At 75.1% G+C, this 16,362-nt stretch carries 12 protein-coding genes; 1 reads left to right on the top strand and 11 read right to left on the bottom strand.

The window, feature by feature from the left end:
* Positions 1 to 10: 10 nt before the first annotated feature.
* The 10 genes from iolD to glnA all read right to left on the bottom strand — a co-directional run bounded on the left by iolD (position 11) and on the right by glnA (position 13,668).
* Positions 11 to 1,897 carry a 3D-(3,5/4)-trihydroxycyclohexane-1,2-dione acylhydrolase (decyclizing) gene (gene iolD, locus ACYVJ4_RS05225; RefSeq protein ID WP_460459055.1) on the bottom strand — a complete coding sequence of 629 codons (1,887 nt, stop codon included), beginning with the start codon at positions 1,895 to 1,897 and terminating at the stop codon, positions 11 to 13.
* Positions 1,897 to 2,790: a 5-deoxy-glucuronate isomerase gene (gene iolB, locus ACYVJ4_RS05220; protein WP_460459054.1), complete on the bottom strand. Its 894-nt coding sequence runs from the start codon at positions 2,788 to 2,790 to the stop codon at positions 1,897 to 1,899. Before iolB ends, iolD begins: the two co-directional genes overlap by 1 nt.
* A complete protein-coding gene (locus tag ACYVJ4_RS05215; RefSeq protein ID WP_460459053.1) occupies positions 2,787 to 3,677 on the bottom strand; it encodes a Cgl0159 family (beta/alpha)8-fold protein in 891 nt (296 codons plus the stop codon). Before ACYVJ4_RS05215 ends, iolB begins: the two co-directional genes overlap by 4 nt.
* A complete protein-coding gene (gene iolC, locus ACYVJ4_RS05210) occupies positions 3,667 to 4,623 on the bottom strand; it encodes a 5-dehydro-2-deoxygluconokinase (RefSeq protein ID WP_460459052.1) in 957 nt (318 codons plus the stop codon). The genes ACYVJ4_RS05215 and iolC overlap by 11 nt, the downstream gene beginning before the upstream one ends.
* The gene (locus ACYVJ4_RS05205) at positions 4,620 to 5,621 is read right to left on the bottom strand and encodes a Gfo/Idh/MocA family protein (protein WP_460459051.1); all 1,002 of its coding nucleotides are present in this window, start codon (positions 5,619 to 5,621) and stop codon (positions 4,620 to 4,622) included. The genes iolC and ACYVJ4_RS05205 overlap by 4 nt, the downstream gene beginning before the upstream one ends.
* A gap of 107 nt (positions 5,622 to 5,728) precedes the next feature.
* Entirely contained in the window at positions 5,729 to 7,003 is a 1,275-nt protein-coding gene (locus ACYVJ4_RS05200) for an EAL and HDOD domain-containing protein (RefSeq protein WP_460459050.1), read from the bottom strand.
* A 123-nt stretch (positions 7,004 to 7,126) separates the two neighbouring features.
* The gene (locus ACYVJ4_RS05195; protein WP_460459049.1) at positions 7,127 to 8,392 is read right to left on the bottom strand and encodes an MFS transporter; all 1,266 of its coding nucleotides are present in this window, start codon (positions 8,390 to 8,392) and stop codon (positions 7,127 to 7,129) included.
* Positions 8,393 to 8,442: 50 nt separating this feature from the next.
* Complete coding sequence (locus tag ACYVJ4_RS05190; protein ID WP_460459048.1) at positions 8,443 to 11,544, bottom strand: bifunctional [glutamine synthetase] adenylyltransferase/[glutamine synthetase]-adenylyl-L-tyrosine phosphorylase; 3,102 nt, start codon at positions 11,542 to 11,544, stop codon at positions 8,443 to 8,445.
* A complete protein-coding gene (locus tag ACYVJ4_RS05185) occupies positions 11,541 to 12,326 on the bottom strand; it encodes an SDR family oxidoreductase (protein ID WP_460459047.1) in 786 nt (261 codons plus the stop codon). The genes ACYVJ4_RS05190 and ACYVJ4_RS05185 overlap by 4 nt, the downstream gene beginning before the upstream one ends.
* A 4-nt stretch (positions 12,327 to 12,330) precedes the next feature.
* Positions 12,331 to 13,668 (bottom strand): type I glutamate--ammonia ligase, encoded by a 1,338-nt coding sequence (glnA, locus tag ACYVJ4_RS05180; protein WP_460459046.1) that lies wholly within the window; start codon positions 13,666 to 13,668, stop codon positions 12,331 to 12,333.
* A gap of 194 nt (positions 13,669 to 13,862) precedes the next feature.
* On the opposite strand from glnA, the gene ACYVJ4_RS05175 reads away from it, so the two are divergent.
* Positions 13,863 to 14,816: a hypothetical protein gene (locus ACYVJ4_RS05175; RefSeq protein ID WP_460459045.1), complete on the top strand. Its 954-nt coding sequence runs from the start codon at positions 13,863 to 13,865 to the stop codon at positions 14,814 to 14,816.
* Positions 14,817 to 14,907: 91 nt separating this feature from the next.
* Here ACYVJ4_RS05175 and ACYVJ4_RS05170 read toward each other — a convergent pair whose 3' ends face one another.
* The gene (locus ACYVJ4_RS05170) at positions 14,908 to 16,299 is read right to left on the bottom strand and encodes a ferredoxin reductase family protein (protein ID WP_460459044.1); all 1,392 of its coding nucleotides are present in this window, start codon (positions 16,297 to 16,299) and stop codon (positions 14,908 to 14,910) included.
* Between the last annotated feature and the right edge of the window lie 63 nt (positions 16,300 to 16,362).

Genomic DNA, 16,362 nt, shown 5'->3' with positions numbered 1-16,362 from the left:
GCGGCACCGATCAGCTGGGGCGCAGCAGGTCCCGCTGGGTCTTCTTCTGCTCCTCGTAGTGCGCCCGTGCGTCCTGGGTCGAGGCGAGCTGCGACACCTCGGCGACCGGGACGTCCCACCACGCCTCGGACGACGGCGCGCCCACGAGCGGGTCGGTCTCGACGTGCACCACCACCGGGCCGTCGAGGTCGCGCGCGGCGACGAGGTGCGCCCGCAGCTCGTCGACCGACGTCGCGCGCAGCACCGTCGCGCCGAGGCTCGCCGCGTTCGCGGCCAGGTCGACGGGCAGGCGGTCGCCGTCCAGGCGGCCAGAAGCGCTGTCGCGGAACCGGTACCGCGTGCCGAACCGCTGCGACCCCAGGCTCTCGGACAGCGCGCCGATCGAGCCGAAGCCGTGGTTCTGCACCAGCACCACCACGAGCTTCAGCCGCTCCTGGACGGCGGTCACGAGCTCCTGCGCCATCATCAGGTACGAGCCGTCGCCGACCAGCACGTAGACGTCGCGGTCGGGCGCAGCCAGCTTCACCCCGAGGCCCCCGGCGACCTCGTAACCCATGCAGGAGTAGCCGTACTCGACGTGGTAGCCCTTGGGGTCGCGGGTGCGCCACAGCTTGTGCAGGTCGCCCGGCATCGAGCCGGCGGCGCAGACGACGACGTCGCGCGGCGCCGACACCTCGTTGACGACGCCGATCACCTCCGACTGCGCGGGCAGCGGGCCGTGCCCGAGCGTGTAGGCCCGCTCGACCGTCGCGTCCCACTCGGCAGCCAGGCGGGCGGCGTCCTGCGCCACCTCGGCCGGTGCCGTCCAGCCCTGCAGGGCGTCGCCCAGCGCCTCGAGCCCGCGGCGCGCGTCGGCCACCAGTGCCACACCGGCGTGCTTGTGCGCGTCGGACGACGCCACGTTGAGGTTCACGAACCGCACGTCGGCGTGCTGGAACACCGAGCGGGACGCGGTCGTGAAGTCGCTGTACCGCGTGCCGACGCCGATCACGACGTCCGCCTCGCGCGCGAGCGCGTTCGCCGCCGTCGTACCGGTCGAGCCGACCGCACCCACCGACAACGGGTGGTCGTAGGCCAGCGACCCCTTGCCCGCCTGCGTCTCGGCGACCGGGACGCCGTGCGCCTCGGCGAAGCGGCGCAGCGCGTCGTCGGCCTCGCTGTACGCGATGCCACCGCCGGCCACCACGAGCGGGCGACGGGCCGACCGCACCACCGCCGCCGCGGCCGCGACGGCTTCGGGCTCGGGCACCGGGCGCGCCACCCGCCACACCCGCGGCGCGAACAGCTCCTCCGGCCAGTCGTGCGCCTCGGCCTGCACGTCCTGCGGCAGGCAGAGCGTGACCGCGCCGGTCTCCACCGGGTCGGCGAGCACCCGCATCGCGCCGAGCAGCGCGGCCGGCAGCTGCTCGGGCCGCCACACCCGGTCGAAGTAGCGCGACACCGGCCTGAAGGCGTCGTTCACCGACACGTCGCCCGCGCCCGGGTGCTCGAGCTCCTGCAGCACCGGCGTCGCCACCCGGGTGGCGAACACGTCGCTCGGCAGCAGCAGCACGGGCAGCCGGTTGACCGTCGCCAGCGCCGCGCCCGTGACCATGTTCGTCGAGCCCGGGCCGACCGACGCCGTGCACGCCAGCGTCGAGAGCCGGTTGCGCATGCGGGCGAAGCCGGACGCCGTGTGCACCATCCCCTGCTCGTTGCGCGCCAGGTAGTACGGCAGCACGTGGGGGTCGGCAGTCTCCTGCTCGAGCAGCGCCTGGCCGAGCCCCGCGACGTTGCCGTGGCCGAAGATGCCGAGCACGCCCTCGACCAGCCGATGCTGCTCGCCGTCGCGCTCGGTGTGCTGCTGCGCGAGGAAACGCACCACGGCCTGCCCGACCGTCAGACGAACGGTACCCATCAGCGGACCTCCTCGGAACCGTTGCCGTGCAACGGGAGTCGCGGGTCGACGTCCTGCGTCGCCCAGGTCGAGCGCACCCAGGCGTGCGCCGGGTCGTCGCAGATCAGCCAGGACCGGTCGGACGACGGTCCCGCCATGACGTTGAGGTAGTACAGGTCGTAGCCCGGTGCCGCCATCGACGGGCCGTGCCAGCCGTGCGGCACCAGGACGACGTCCCCGCTGCGCACCTCCGCCGTGAGGTCGACCGGCCGATCGGGCGTCCCGTAGACGCGGTGGTAGCCGACGCCGGCGCCGCCGTCCGGGCCGTCGGCCACCTCGAAGTAGTAGATCTCCTCCAGCTCGGACTCCTGACCTGGCCGGTGCTCGTCGTGCTTGTGCGGCGGGTACGACGACCAGTTGCCCGAGGGCGTCAGCACCTCGACCGCGATCAGCCGGTCGGCCTCGAACGAGTCGGCCGAGGCGAAGTTGTGCACCTGCCGGCTGCACGCCCCGGCGCCGCGCAGCTCGACCGGCACGTCGGACGCGGGCCGGTGGCGCGGCGGCAGCCGTCGCTCGCAGCGCGCTCCCGGCAGCGCGAATCGTCCACCGCGCTCCGAGCGGACGGCCACCTGGGCGTCGCGCGGCAGGTAGACCACGTCGCTCGGCCCGGCGAAGACGCTCGCCCGCCCGGCGAGCGAGAACCGCTCGCCGTCGACCTCGACGTCGCACGCGCCGGCGAGCGGCAGCAGGACCATCTCGTCGTCGCCGGTGCCGAAGGCGACCCGTTCCCCCGCTGCCAGCTCCAGCACCCGCAGCGACGAGAAGCCCCAGCCCGCGTCGTCCGGCGTGAGCTCGAGCGCGAACGGAGGCCGCGCGCTGCTCCCGGCCCGGCGGTGCAGGTCGGCGCCGCTCACAGCAGCCCCACCGCGCGGTCGACCGCTCCGGACACGTCGCCGTCGCGCGGGTAGAGCAGGGCCCGCCCCACGACGAGGCCCATCGCGGTGGGGTGCCGCAGCACCTGCTCGAAGCCGCGGAACATCGCGTCGGGGTCGTCCGGCACCTCGCCGCCCAGCAGGACGGCCGGCAGGGTCGAGGCCCCGAGCACGCGCTCCATGGCGCCGACGTCGGGCGTGACGGGCAGCTTCAGCCAGGTGTGCGCGGACGTCGACCCCAGCCCGGCCGCCACGGTCACCGACCGGACGACGGCCTCGACCGACAGGTCGTTGCGCACCCGGCCGTCGACCCGGTGCGAGATGAACGGCTCGACCATGGCCAGCAGGTCGTGGTCGGCGAGCTCGGTGACGGCGCGGGCGCACGCCTCGACCGTGGGTGCCGTCGCCGGGTCGTCCGGGTCGATGCGCAGCAGCATCTTCCCGGCCTGAAACCGTTGCGCCGCAAGGTGTGCCGCGTCGTAGCCGGTGAACCGGTCGTCGATCTCGAACGACGTGCCGGCCAGCCCGCCGCGGTTCATCGAGCCGACGACGACCTTCCCCTCGAGCGCGCCGAGCAGCAGCAGGTCCTCGAGGACGTCGGCCGTGCCGAGAACGCCGTTCACCCCCGGCCGCGACAGCGCGAGGCACAGCCGCTCGAGCAGGTCGGCGCGGTCGGCCATGGCCAGCGGGTCGTCACCGGCGCGCAGGACGCCGCGGGCCGTGTGGTCGGCGGCGACGACCATCAGCCGGCCGGTCGGGCCAAGCACCGACGTCGGCAGCTCGCGCGCGGCAGCTCGCCGGGCCACCTCGCCCGGGTCGGCCGCCCGCAGAGCGACCAGCCGCGCGACGTCGACCCGGTCAGCCGGCACGGGGCACCCCGTCGAGCAGCGCGTCGACCTCGGCCGTCGTGGGCATCGCCGTCGAGCACTCCAGCCGGCCGGCCACCACCGCCCCGGCGACGTTGGCGAAGCGCACGAGCCGGTCGAGCGACCAGCCGGCGAGCAGCCCGTGGCACAGCGCGCCGCCGAACGCGTCCCCCGCGCCCAGGCCGTTGACCACCTCGACGGGGAACGGCGGCACCTCGACCCGCTCGTCGCGCGTGCGGGCCAGGACCCCGCGCGGCCCCTGCTTCACCACGGCGAGCTCGACGCCGCGGTCGAGCAGCGCCTCCGCGGCGCGGTCGGGCTGGTCCTCGCCCACGGCCACCCGGCACTCCTCGAGGTTGCCGACCGCCACCGTGACCTGCCCCAGCAGCGGCTCGACCTCGGCGCGCGCCGTGGCCTCGTCGGGCCAGAACGAGGGCCGGTGGTCGAGGTCGAGCACCGTGTGCCGAGCTCGACCGCGGGCGTCCAGCGCGGCGTGGTGCGCCGTCCGGCTGGGCTCAGCCGACACCCCGGTGGCGGTCACCCAGAACACGCCGGCCTGCCGCACGGCGTCCAGGTCGACGTCCTCGGGACGCAGCGCCAGGTCGGGCGCCAGCGGGGTGCGCCCGTAGAAGTACAGGGGGAAGTCGTCGGGCGGGAAGATCTCGCAGAACGTCACCTGGGTCAGCAGGCCGGGCACGGCGCGCACCTGGGAGGCGTCGACGCCCAGCACCCCCAGCTGCTCGCGCAGGTAGCGGCCGAAGGCGTCGTCGCCCGTCGCCGTGACCACCCCGCTGCTCCGGCCGTGCCGGGCCGCCGCCACCGCCACGTTGGAGGGCGAACCGCCGAGGAACTTGCCGAACGTCTCCACCCGGTCGAGGCCGACCCCGACCTGCAGCGGGTAGACGTCGACCGAGATCCGGCCGACCGTCAGCACGTCGAGGGCGCTCACCGCGGCCGCACCTCCTCGACCCGGACGGCGCGACGCTCGGTGCGGCTGCGGGTCGCGGCCTCGGCGACGTAGAACGCCTCCAGCGCCTCGGCGACGCTGCAGGGGTTGTCGCGCCGACCGGCGGCGAGCTCGACGAAGGCCTCGATCTCGGCGCGGTAGGCCGGCAGGAACCGCGGCCAGAAGCCGGGCCACGAGGGGCCGGCCGGGAAGTCGACGCCGTCCTCGGCCGAGCGCAGCGCCGCGGCGTCGTCGAGCCCGACCACCAGGGTGCCGGTCGTGCCGGCCAGCTCCATCCGCACGTCGTAGCCGGCCCCGTTGTAGCGCGAGCCCTGCACCGTGACGAGCGTGCCGTCGTCCATCGTCATGACGGCCACCGACTCGTCGACGTCCCCGGACGCGCCGAAGTAGTCCGCACCGCGGTTGGCCCCCACCGAGTAGACCTCGACCACCTCGCGACCGGTGACGAAGCGCAGCGCGTCGACGTCGTGGACGTGGCAGTCGCGCCACAGCCCGCCGGACGTCGGCACGTACTCGGCCGGAGGCGGTGCGGGGTCGCCGGTGATCACGTGGGCGCGGCGCAGCTCGCCGATCTGCCCGTCGTGCAACGATTCTCGCGCCCGGGTGTACCCGCGGTCGAACCGGCGCTGGAACCCGATCTGCACCACCGCCCCGGTGCGCTCGACCTCCTCCAGCACCAGGACGCTGCCGGCGAGGTCGGGGGCGACCGGCTTCTCGCAGAAGGCCGGCAGCCCCGCCCGGGCGGCCGCGACGATCAGCTCCGGGTGCGCAGTCGTGGCCGCGGTGATCACGACCGCGTCGACCTGGGCCAGCAGCGCGTCGACCGAGCCCGCGACCCCCGCCCCGAGACCGGCCGCCACCGCAGCGGCGCGCTGCGGGTCGACGTCCGCGAGCACGACCTCGTCGACGAGCGGGTGCTCGGCCACGACGCGCGCGTGCTCCGCACCGATCCGCCCCGTGCCGACCAGACCGACCCGCATGCGCCCTCCCGGACGTCGCCGTCGACGTCCGCGGTCGCGGCGCCGACGGCCAGTCAACGCCAGGAGCGGCAGCGGGCGCCAGCACCCGACCGCGATCCGGTCGGGTGTCAGCCCTCGCCGAGCACGGCGTCGACCGCGGCGACCGCGTCGCCGAGCGCGTGCAGCCGCGCGCGGGACACGTCCTCGGCGCTGAGCTCGTCGGTCGTGCCCGAGCGGTCGAACTCCTCGACGGCGGCCATCAGCCGCCCGACCGCACCCTGCCGGCCGACCAGCGCGGCGGACACCTCGGGCTGCAGGCGCGCCTCGTGGGCGATCTGCGCCGGGTCGGCGCCCAGGACGTCGACGACGCCCGAGAGCAGGCCCGCGGTGTAGCCGGTGTTGGCGTCGAGCCCGGCCTGCGGCGTGAGCAGCTCGCAGGTACGGGCCCGGGTCAGCACGGTGACCATCTGCTGCCGGTCGCCGGACTCGCCGCCGAACGCCGCCAGCAGCACCCAGGTGCTGAGGGTCTTGCGGCCCAGCAGCACGAGCGCCTGGCGCAGCGAGCCGACGTCACGGCCGGTGCCGGCGGCGGAGTTCACGGCGCCGAGCACGCGGATGCTGAGGCCCGGGTCGACCGAGATGATCCGCTCGAGGTCGTCGGCCGAGGACTGCGGGTCCGACAGCGCGGCCAGCAGCTGCAGCGACACCACCTGCGACGGCACGACCTTGCGAGCGCCGCCGGGCGTGGTGCGCGGCGCGGCCGGGGCCGGGTCGACGCCCTGCAGCAGGTCGAAGCCCGCCTCGCGGGCGGCGTCGGCCACGGCGGTCGACGACAGCGAGTCCGCCAGCAGCTGCGCACCCGGCACGATGCCCCGGATGTACTCGACCAGGTCGGGCAGGCCGTCGTCCGCCTCGGCGACCGCGACGCGCAGGACGTCGATCAACGGGTAGAGCCGGTCGAGGGCGTCCCCGGCGCAGCCGCTGTCGACCGCGAGCCGGTAGCCCTGCTCCTTGAGCGCCACGACCCCGGCCAGCACCGCGTCGTCCACGTCGACGTCCGGCAGCAGCTGGACGACGACGTGCTCGGGCCCGAACGGGAGGGGCACGGCGCCGGTGAGGAACGGGCGCGGGACGTTGACGTAGAGCTGGCGGCGCTGGCCGAACCGCTCCATGCCGAGCTCGCCGAAGGACGCGACCAGCATGCGGCAGGCCAGCAGCTCGGCCTCGTGCGCGGCGGCGTCGTCCAGCTCGTTCAGCGGCACGCCGCCGGACCCGCTGAAGCGCAGGTCGTAGCCGACGACCCGGCCGTCCGCGGTGCTGATCGACTCGCGGCCGATGACGGCACGTCGTCGGCCCGGGGCCGGCAGGGACGGCGCAGGCGCGGTCTCGGGCGTGGCGGTCATGAGGTCCTCTCGGGGCGGTCGCGTCCCCTACCCATCGGCAGGTGCGCCGCGTTCATGAAGACGCCCGCCCCGCCGACCGGCTGCCGGCCGGCTGCCGGCCGGCTGCCGGCCGGTCGGCGCCGGTCAGGAGTAGGCGCGCTCCGCGGCGTCCGCGATCTGCCGGTGCGGCCAGCGCGACCAGACCGGCACGAGCGCCACCAGCGTCACCACCGCCGACAGGACGACGGCGACGCCCGGGCTGGTGCTGTCGGCCAGGGCACCGACGACCAGGAAGGCGACGGCCGACAGCAGCGCGAAGCCGGACCCGGCCACCCCGCTCAGCCGCCCCCGCAGCTCGTCCGGCGCCAGCAGCGAGAAGGTCGCCATCAGCGGCACCATGAAGCCCTGGAAGGCCCCCGCGAGCAGGAACAGCGCGGCCGCGACCTGCCACGGCGGGTCGGCCACCAGCCCCAGCAGCGGGATCGGCACGCACGTCGCCAGGACGACGAGCCGTCGCACCTGCACGGCGGGCGACCACCGGCTCACGACCATGACGCTGAGGAACGCGCCGAACGGGCTGGCGGCGAGCAGCACGCCACCGGCAGCAGTCGAGGCACCGTGCTCAGCGGCGTACGGCAGCGCCACGGCTTCCGGCGCGATGATCGCGAGCAGCATCAGCCAGGCCAGCAGCATCAGCGAGCGCGTCGGCAGGTCGCGCCGCAGGAACGCCAGCCCCACCTGGACGTCGCGCAGCAGCCCGCCGATCCCGGGTGCACCGCCGGAGTGGGCGGCCGGGCGGTGGCGCACGAAGGCCACGACGAGCACGCCGGACACCGCGAACGTCACGGCGTCGACCCACAGCGCCCGGTCGGCCCCCAGGGCGCTCACGACGATGCCGCCCAGCGCGACGCCCGCGACCTGGTTGAACTGGTACGACATCTGCATCAGCGAGCTGGCCCGCAGGTACAGCGGCCGCTCCGAGAACAGCTCGGTCAGCAGCGCCCGGCTGGCGGCGAAGAAAGGCGCGCCCGCCAGCTCGACGAAGAACAGGATGGCGAGCAGCGCGACCAGGGGCAGCCCGGCCCCGACCGCGAGCACCAGGACGACGAGGGCCAGCGCGCGCAGCGCGTCGCAGGCCGCCATCAGCGTGCGGCGAGGGGCGCGGTCGGCGATCGGGCCGAGCAGCGCCTGGCCGAACACCTTGGGCAAGAAGGAGACCGCGAACACCGTGGCGGCGAACAGCGCCGACCCGGAACGGTGCAGGACGAGCGCGGAGATGGCGACGCGGGCCAGCTGGTCGCCCCAGTCCGACAGCACCCGGGCGACGTACAGCGCGGCGAACTCGGGTCGGCCGAGAGCCCGACGGTAGGTCGGGCTGGCGTGCCGACTCCCCTGACGCCCCGGTGCCACGGCCGAACGCTACCGGATCGGGCACAACGGGCGGATCGCGCGGCGTCCGCTCAGACGTCGTAGAAGAGCCGTTCGACGACCGCCCGCGAACGCCGGGTGACGCGCCGGTAGTCGTCGACGAGCTGCGCGGACGAGCCGGCCGGGTAGCCGACGATGCGCCCGACGCCGTCCAGGTCGCGCAGGTCGCTCGGCAGCGCGTCGACCGGGCGGCCGCGCCACAGCACGGCCGCGTTGCGCAGCCGCGAGGCGAAGGTCCAGGCGTCGGCCAGCACCTCGGCGTCCTCGACGTCGACCAGGCCCGCCTCGTGCGCGACCCGCAGGGCGGTCATCGTGCCCGTGTGCCGCAGGCCCTCGACCTCGTGCGCGTGCCGCAGCTGCAGCAGCTGCACGGTCCACTCGACGTCGGCCAGGCCGCCGCGGCCCAGCTTGAGGTGCTGGCGCGGGTCACCGCCGCGGGGCAGCCGCTCGGCCTCGACCCGGGCCTTGACCCGCCGCACCTCGCGGACGTCGGCGTCGACGATCCCGCCGTCCGGCCAGCGCACGGGGTCGACCAGGCGGCGGAACGCGTCGGCCAGCTCGGCGTCGCCCGCCACCGGCGTCGCGCGCAGCAGCGCCTGCGCCTCCCACACCAGCGACCAGCGCGCGTAGTAGGCGGCGTACGACGCCAGCGACCGCACGAGCGGTCCTTGCTTGCCCTCGGGGCGCAGGTCGGCGTCGAGCTGCAGCGAGGGGTCGGGGCCCGGTCCCGACATCAGCCGGCGCAGCTCGCCGACGACCGCGAGCGCGGCGTCCTGCGCCTCGCCGTCGTCGGCGCTGTCGAGCGGGTCGTGGACGAACAGCACGTCGGCGTCGCTGCCGTAGCCGAGCTCGCGACCGCCGAAGCGCCCCATGCCGACGACGAGCAGCCGGGTGGGCAGCGGTCCGCCGCGCTGCCCCTCGACGACGCGGGTCGCCACCGCGAGGGCGCCGTCGACGACGGCGCCCGCCACCTCGGTGAGGGCCCGCTCGACGTCGTCCAGCACCAGCCGGCCGAGCAGGTCGGCGGTGGCGATGCGGAACAGCTCGCGGCGCCGCACGCCGCGCGCCGCGGCGATCGCCTTGGCCGGGTCGTCGTGGCGCGAGACCGCCGACATCACCTCCGTGCGCAGGGACGACGCGTCGCGCGGGTCGAGCCCGGTGTCGTGGCCGAGCACCTGCACCGTCTCGGGGGCCCGGGCGAGCAGGTCGGCCGCGAAGCGGCTGCGGGCGAGCACGTGCGCCAGCCGCTCGGCCGCGGACCCCTCGTCGCGCAGCATCTTGAGGTACCAGTGGGTCGTGCCGAGCTCGTCGCTGACCCGGCGGAAGGCCAGCAGCCCGGCGTCCGGGTCGGCCTCGTCGGCGAACCAGCCGAGCATGACCGGCAGCAGCTGGCGCTGGATCGAGGCCCGCCGGCTGACGCCGTCGGTGAGGGCGCCGAGGTGGCGCAGCGCGCCGGCCGGGTCGCGGTAGCCCAGCGCCTGCAGGCGTGAGCGGGCGGCGTCCTCGGTGAGCCGCACCTCGTCGCGCGAGAGCCGGGCCACGGCACCCAGCAGCGGCCGGTAGAAGAGCCGCTCGTGCAGGCGCCGCACCTCGCGCGCCTGGGTCTGCCACTGCGCGACGACCGAGCGGGCGGGGTCGACGCGGTGACCGAGCTGGCGACCCAGCCGGCGCAGGTCGGGCTCCGACGTCGGCACGAGGTGGGTGCGTCGCAGCCGGAACAGCTGCACGCGGTGCTCGAGGGTGCGCAGCAGCCGGTACGCGGTGCCGAGCGCCTCGGCGTCGTCGCGGCCGACGTAGCCGCCGTCCGCCAGCGACTGCAGCGCCACCAGGGTGCTCGGGCTGCGCACCGTCTCGTCGACCCGCCCGTGCACGAGCTGCAGCAGCTGGACGCTGAACTCGACGTCGCGCAGCCCGCCGCGCCCGAGCTTGAGCTGGCGCTCGGCCTCCTCGGGCGGGACGTGCTCCTCGACGCGGCGGCGCATCGCCTGCACGTCCTCGACGAAGTGCTCACGCCCGGCGGCGGTCCACACCAGCGGCCGGATCGCCTCGGCGTAGGCCTGGCCGAGCGCGCGGTCGCCGGCCACCGGCCGGGCCTTGAGCAGCGCCTGGAACTCCCAGGTCTTGGCCCAGCGGCCGTAGTACGCGAGGTGGCTGTCGAGGGTGCGCACGAGCGGGCCGTCGCGCCCCTCCGGCCGGAGGTTGGCGTCGACCGGCCACAACGTGCCCTCGGACGTCGACGCCGAGCACGCGCGCATCAGCCCGGTCGCGAGCTGCTGGCCGGTGGCCAGGGCGGCGCGCTCGACCTCGGTGCGCGCTACGTCGTCGAGGTCGTCGAGCCTGGTGCCGGCCTCCGAGACGGGCTCGGCGACGAAGATGACGTCGACGTCGCTGACGTAGTTCAGCTCGCGGCCCCCGGTCTTGCCCATGGCGATCACCGCGAACCGGCAGGGGGTGGCGCCCGGCTCGAGCTCGGCGCGCGCCACGGCCAGCGCGGCCTCCAGCGCGGCGGCCGCCAGGTCGGCCAGCTCGCGGGCGACGTCCGGCAGGTGCGCGGTGGGCTGCCGTTGTGCGAGGTCGCGGCCGGCGATCGCGAGCAGCCGGTGGCGGTAGGCGACGCGCAGACGGTCGTGCGCCGCCCGTCCCCCCTGTGCCGCAACGGGTTCGTCGTGCTGCGGGTCGGCGCCGACCGACTCCAGCAGTGTCGCTCGCAGCCTGTCGGGCGGCGCCGGCTCGTCCTCGGTGAGCGCCGGCCAGTGCGCCGGGTGCCGCGCCAGGTGGTCGCCGAGCGCGGCGGACGAGCCGAGGACGGCGAGCAGCCGCGCCCGCACCGGCCCTCCGACGCGCACCGCCTGCAGCAGGTGACCGGCGTCGGCGCCCTGCACCTCGGGGTCGTCCGGGTCGCGACGGGCCATGGCGCGCAACGACTCCATCAGCCGGACCAGCCCGAGCAGCGCGAGGTCGGGGTCGGCCGTCTCGGCGACGTCGACCAGCAGCCCGTCCTCGAAGACGTCGTCCATCGGGTCGAACAGCCCGGCCAGCGCGGGGTCGGCCATCAGCCGCTCGGCCCGCGCCGGGTCGGCGAACCCGATGCGGGCGAGCTGCCCGCCGCGGCTCGAGGCGCGGCTGGAGCTCACGGCGCGCTCCCGCGCCGCAGCTCCTCGAGCCAGGTCTCGTAGCTGCGGGTGCCGCGGTCGGCGTCCGGGCCGGCGAGGTTGGTGCCCTCGGCGAACGCCCGTAGCACCCCGCCGACCGCGGGCAGCGTCAGGAACCGCGGCGGACGACGCCCGACCGCCTCGCACCAGCGGGTCAGGGCCTCGCGGGCGTCGACGACGTCGGGGCCGGCCAGGTCGCGCAGCCGGCCCCGGGGCTCGCCCGCGACGGCCTCGACCAGCCGGTCGGAGACGTCGCGCAGGTCGACCAGCTGCGAGCGAAAACCCTTGGGGAGCGGCATGAGCGGGCCGCGCAGCAGCATCGAGGCCAGCTGCGGGACGAAGTCGTGGAACTGGGTGGCGCGCAGCACGGACGCCGGCAGCGGTCCGTCGAGCAGCCGTTCCTCCACCTCGGCCTTGGCGCGGTAGAAGGGGTAGGGGTTGCGGTCGCACCCGACGATCGACAGGAACACCAGGTGCCGCACGCCCGCGGCCCGGGCCGCGGCCACCAGCCGGTCGGTGCCCTGGACGTCGGTGCGCCGGGCGTGCAGCGGGTCGCTCGCGAGGTGCACGACGACGTCCGCGCCGTGCAGCGCCTGCGCGACGCCCTGCCCGGTCGCGAGGTCGCCCGTGCGGCGCGCTGCCCCGCCGACGTCCGGGCCCTCGTGCCGCGACAGCACCGCGACCGCGTGGCCTGCAGCGACCAACCGGGGCACGAGCACGCGTCCGAGCGTGCCGGTGCCACCCGTGACGAGGACGTCGGCCACGGGCTCAGAGCATCGGCAGGTAGCGGGCGAGCTCGAACTGCGAGATCTGGGCCCGGTACTCCTGCCACTCGGCGCGCTTGTTGCGCAGGAAGAAGTCGAAGACGTGCTCGCCCAACGTCTCGGCCACGAGCTCGCTCTCCTCCATCGCGTGGATGGCCTCGGACAGGCTGGTCGGCAGCTGCTTGAACCCCAGCGCCTTGCGCTCGGCCTCCGACAGCGCCCAGACGTCGTCCTCGGCCTCCTCGGGCAGCTCGTAGCCCTCCTCGATGCCCTTCAACCCGGCGGTCAGCATCACCGCGAAGGCCAGATAGGGGTTGCAGGCCGAGTCGACCGAGCGCATCTCGACGCGCGTCGACTGCCCCTTGGCCGGCTTGTACATCGGCACGCGCACGAGCGCCGAGCGGTTGTTGTGGCCCCAGCACACGTAGCTCGGCGCCTCGCCGCCACCCATGAGGCGCTTGTAGGAGTTCACCCACTGGTTCGTGACGGCCGTGATCTCGGCGGCGTGCTTGAGCAGGCCCGCGATGAACTGCCGGCCGACCTTGCTCAGCTGGTACGGCGCGCCCGCCTCGTGGAACGCGTTGCCGTCACCCGCGAACAGGGACAGGTGCGTGTGCATCCCCGAGCCCGGGTGCTCGGCGAAGGGCTTGGGCATGAAGCTGGCGAAGATGCCCTGCTCGAGCGCGACCTCCTTGATGACCGCGCGGAACGTCATGATGTTGTCGGCCGTCGTGAGCGCGTCCGCGTAGCGCAGGTCGATCTCGTTCTGGCCGGGGGCGCCCTCGTGGTGGCTGAACTCGACCGAGATGCCCATCGACTCCAGCAGGCTGATCGCCTGGCGGCGGAAGTCGTGCGCCGTGCCGTGCGGCACGTGGTCGAAGTAACCGGCCTGGTCGACCGGCACCGGCGGCTGGCCGGGCGCGGTGCCGCGCTCGAACAGGAAGAACTCGATCTCGGGGTGCGTGTAGAACGTGTAGCCGAGGTCGGATGCCTTGGCCAGGGCGCGCTTCAGCACGTTGCGCGGGTCGGCGAAGGACGGCGTCGCGTCGGGCAGCTGGATGTCGCAGAACATCCGCGCGGTGCCGGGGTTCTCGCCTCGCCATGGCAGCACCTGGAAGGTGCTCGGGTCGGGCTTGACCAGCATGTCGGCCTCGTAGACGCGCGCGAAGCCCTCGATCGCGCTGCCGTCGAAGCCGATGCCCTCGGCGAACGCGCCCTCCAGCTCGGCCGGCGCGACCGCCACGGACTTCAGGGTGCCGAGCACGTCGGTGAACCACAGCCGCACGAAGCGGATGTCGCGTTCCTCGATGGTGCGGAGCACGAACTCCTGCTGCCTGTCCATGCCGCTCATCCTAGGGTCGCCGGTGGGCACGCAGTGGCTGGCACGGGTGCGGCCGTGGGTGCGGCGAAGAGGTCGTGATCACCGCACCTCCGCCGCACCCATCTCTGCATCCACAGGTGGAGCGCTACGTCACGCCGTCCACAGGGCGGCCGAGAGGCCTCGCACGGCCGGCGCGGGGTGAGGACCGTCGCGCCATGGACGACGAGCTCCAGGCGTTGCTGGCCCGCCAGCTGGACCTCGCCACGCGCCAGCAGCTGCGCGACCACGGCATCTCCGCCGCCGCCCTGCGGTGGCGCCTGGGCCGGGGGTGGACGGCTGTGCTCCCTGGCGTGGTGCGGACGACGCGTGCTCCGCTCGGTGTCCGCGACCGGCTCGTCGCGGCCTGCCTCGAGGGTGGCCCGGCATCGGTCGTGACCGGCGACCACGCCTGCCTCGTCCACGGCCTGCGCAACGCAGCAGGGAACCGGCGGGTCCGCGTCCTGGTCCCGGTGAACCAGGACTCGCGGGACGTCGGGTTCGTCGAGGTGCGGCGCACCCGTCGTCCGGTCGAGCACCCGCACCTCGACGGGGCTGCACGGATCGCCCCGATCGGCCGGGCCGTGCTGGACGCCGCGCGGTCGTCCCCGGACGCACGGCAGGCGTCCGCGCTCGTCGTCGAGGCGGTGCAGCGTGGACTGGCGAGCCTGGACGAGCTGCAGCACGAGCTGGACAGCGGTCCCCGCCGGGGGAGCGCCGCCGCCCGTGCCGCCCTCGGTCTGGCGAGGGCTGGCGCCTGGTCGTTGCCCGAGGCCGACCTGCTGGTGCTGTGCACCAGCAGCCGGGTGCTCCCCCATGCCTGGCCCAACCCCCGCCTCTGGTCAGGGAGCCGAGCCTTGCTGTCGCCGGACGTGTGGTTCGACGACGTGGCGCTGGCGGTGATGGTGCACTCGAAGGCGCACCACGCCCGCGAGGCCGAGTGGCGGCAGACCGTGGAACGGGACGCCGAGCTCACCGTCCACGGCGTCCTGGTGCTGGCGGTGACCCCCTCGTCGATCGCCGCCGACCCTCGACGAGTGCTGCGGATGGTGGAGCAGGCCTACGTGCAGGCGGGTCGGCGGCCCCGGCCGACCGGGTTGCGGATGCAGGCCCGAGGTCCTGGGCTGCCATGAGTGCGGGCGTGGGTGCGGCGAGGAGGTCGTGATCACAGCACCTTCGCCGCACCCATCGCCGCACCCGACGCCGAGGGCGGCCGGCACGTGGTCAGACGACGTCGAAGAGCTCGGTGTGCACGCGCCGTCCGCGCACCCCCATGGAGGCGAGGATGCGCGTCACGGACGCCACCATCGGGCCCGGCCCGCAGACGAAGTAGTCGAGACCGCCCTGCCCCCGCCGGTGGCGCACCGCCGCGCGGAGCACCGCCTCGGTGACGCGGCCGACCTCTCCGTCCCAGCCCTCGGGCGGTTCTTCGAGCACCTCCACCACGTCGAGCGCCAGCCGCTCGCGCAGGTGCTCGCCGTCCGCACGGTGCAGCAGGTCGTCCGCGGTCCGACCTGCCACCACGAGCGTCACCGGGCGGGTGTCGCCGCGCGCAGCCATCGTCCGCAGCATGCTGAGCATCGGGGTCACGCCGACGCCCCCGGCCACCAGCACGAAGCCGCGGGAGCGCAGGCCGTCCAGCGTGAACGCGCCGTGCGGTCCGTCCAGGAAGACGCGGCGCCCAGGTCGCAGGCCCGCCACCACCTGGCTGAAGTCCCCGAGCGCCCGGATCGTGAACTCCTTGCGCTCGGGCTCGGTCGCCGCCGACGCGATCGTGAACGGGTGCTCCTCGAAGACGAAGGGCGAGGTGCCGATCTTCAGCCACGCGAACTGCCCCGGGCGGAACGGCACCCCGGGATGTCCCTTGGCGCGCAGCACGACGGTCACGGTCTGCGGGCCCTCCTCGCGCACCTCCTCGACGACGTAGCGCAGGCGCGCCGCCCGCCAGGGGCGCCAGACCCAGCGATGGCACGACAGCAGCACCACCCCGACGGCGAGGACGCCGAACCACGCACGCGCCACCGGGTGCCGGGTCAGGTCGTGCAGCCACAGGACGTGCAGGGCCGTCGCGACCAGGAGCACGTTGGCCAGCAGCACGTGCGCCAGCCGCCACCCCTCGTAGCGCGGTCCGCGCCGCCGGCGGGTCAGGCCCAGGACCACCAGGGCGACCAGGGCGAGCAGCGCCGTGCACGCGGCCCACACGCGGGGCGGGGCGTCGCGCAGGTCCAGCACGTGCAGCCCGCCTCCGGGCCGCGCCAGCACGAGCAGCACGTGCACCGCGACCAGTGCGGTCGCCACGACCGCCAGGCTGCGGTGGCTGCGCAGCACGCGCTCGACGCCGAGGTGGCTGGTCAGCGCGCGGACGCGCGACGGCAGGAGCGCGGCCAGCAGGATCAGCGAGACCGAGACCAGCGCCGTGACGAGGGAGGCCACCCGCACGCCGGTCAGCGGCTCGGCGCCGCCGGCTCGGGCGAGCACCACGACGGGCGCGGCAGCAGCCGCGAGCACGGCGAGCGCCCACAGCAGCGGGGCGGCTCGACGTCGTGCCGCCCCTCCCCTGCCCGCGGTGCCCGGACGACGTCCGCCGCGGACGACGAGGGCCACGAGCTCCTCCACGGCGCGAGGGGGACGACGAGCCGACGCTAGGCCGGTCGACCTCGCGGGTGCCTCAACCGGAGG

This window comes from Angustibacter peucedani, assembly GCF_054779595.1.
Note: the sequence above shows the minus strand (reverse complement) of the source record. Positions and strands in the feature narration are given on the sequence as shown.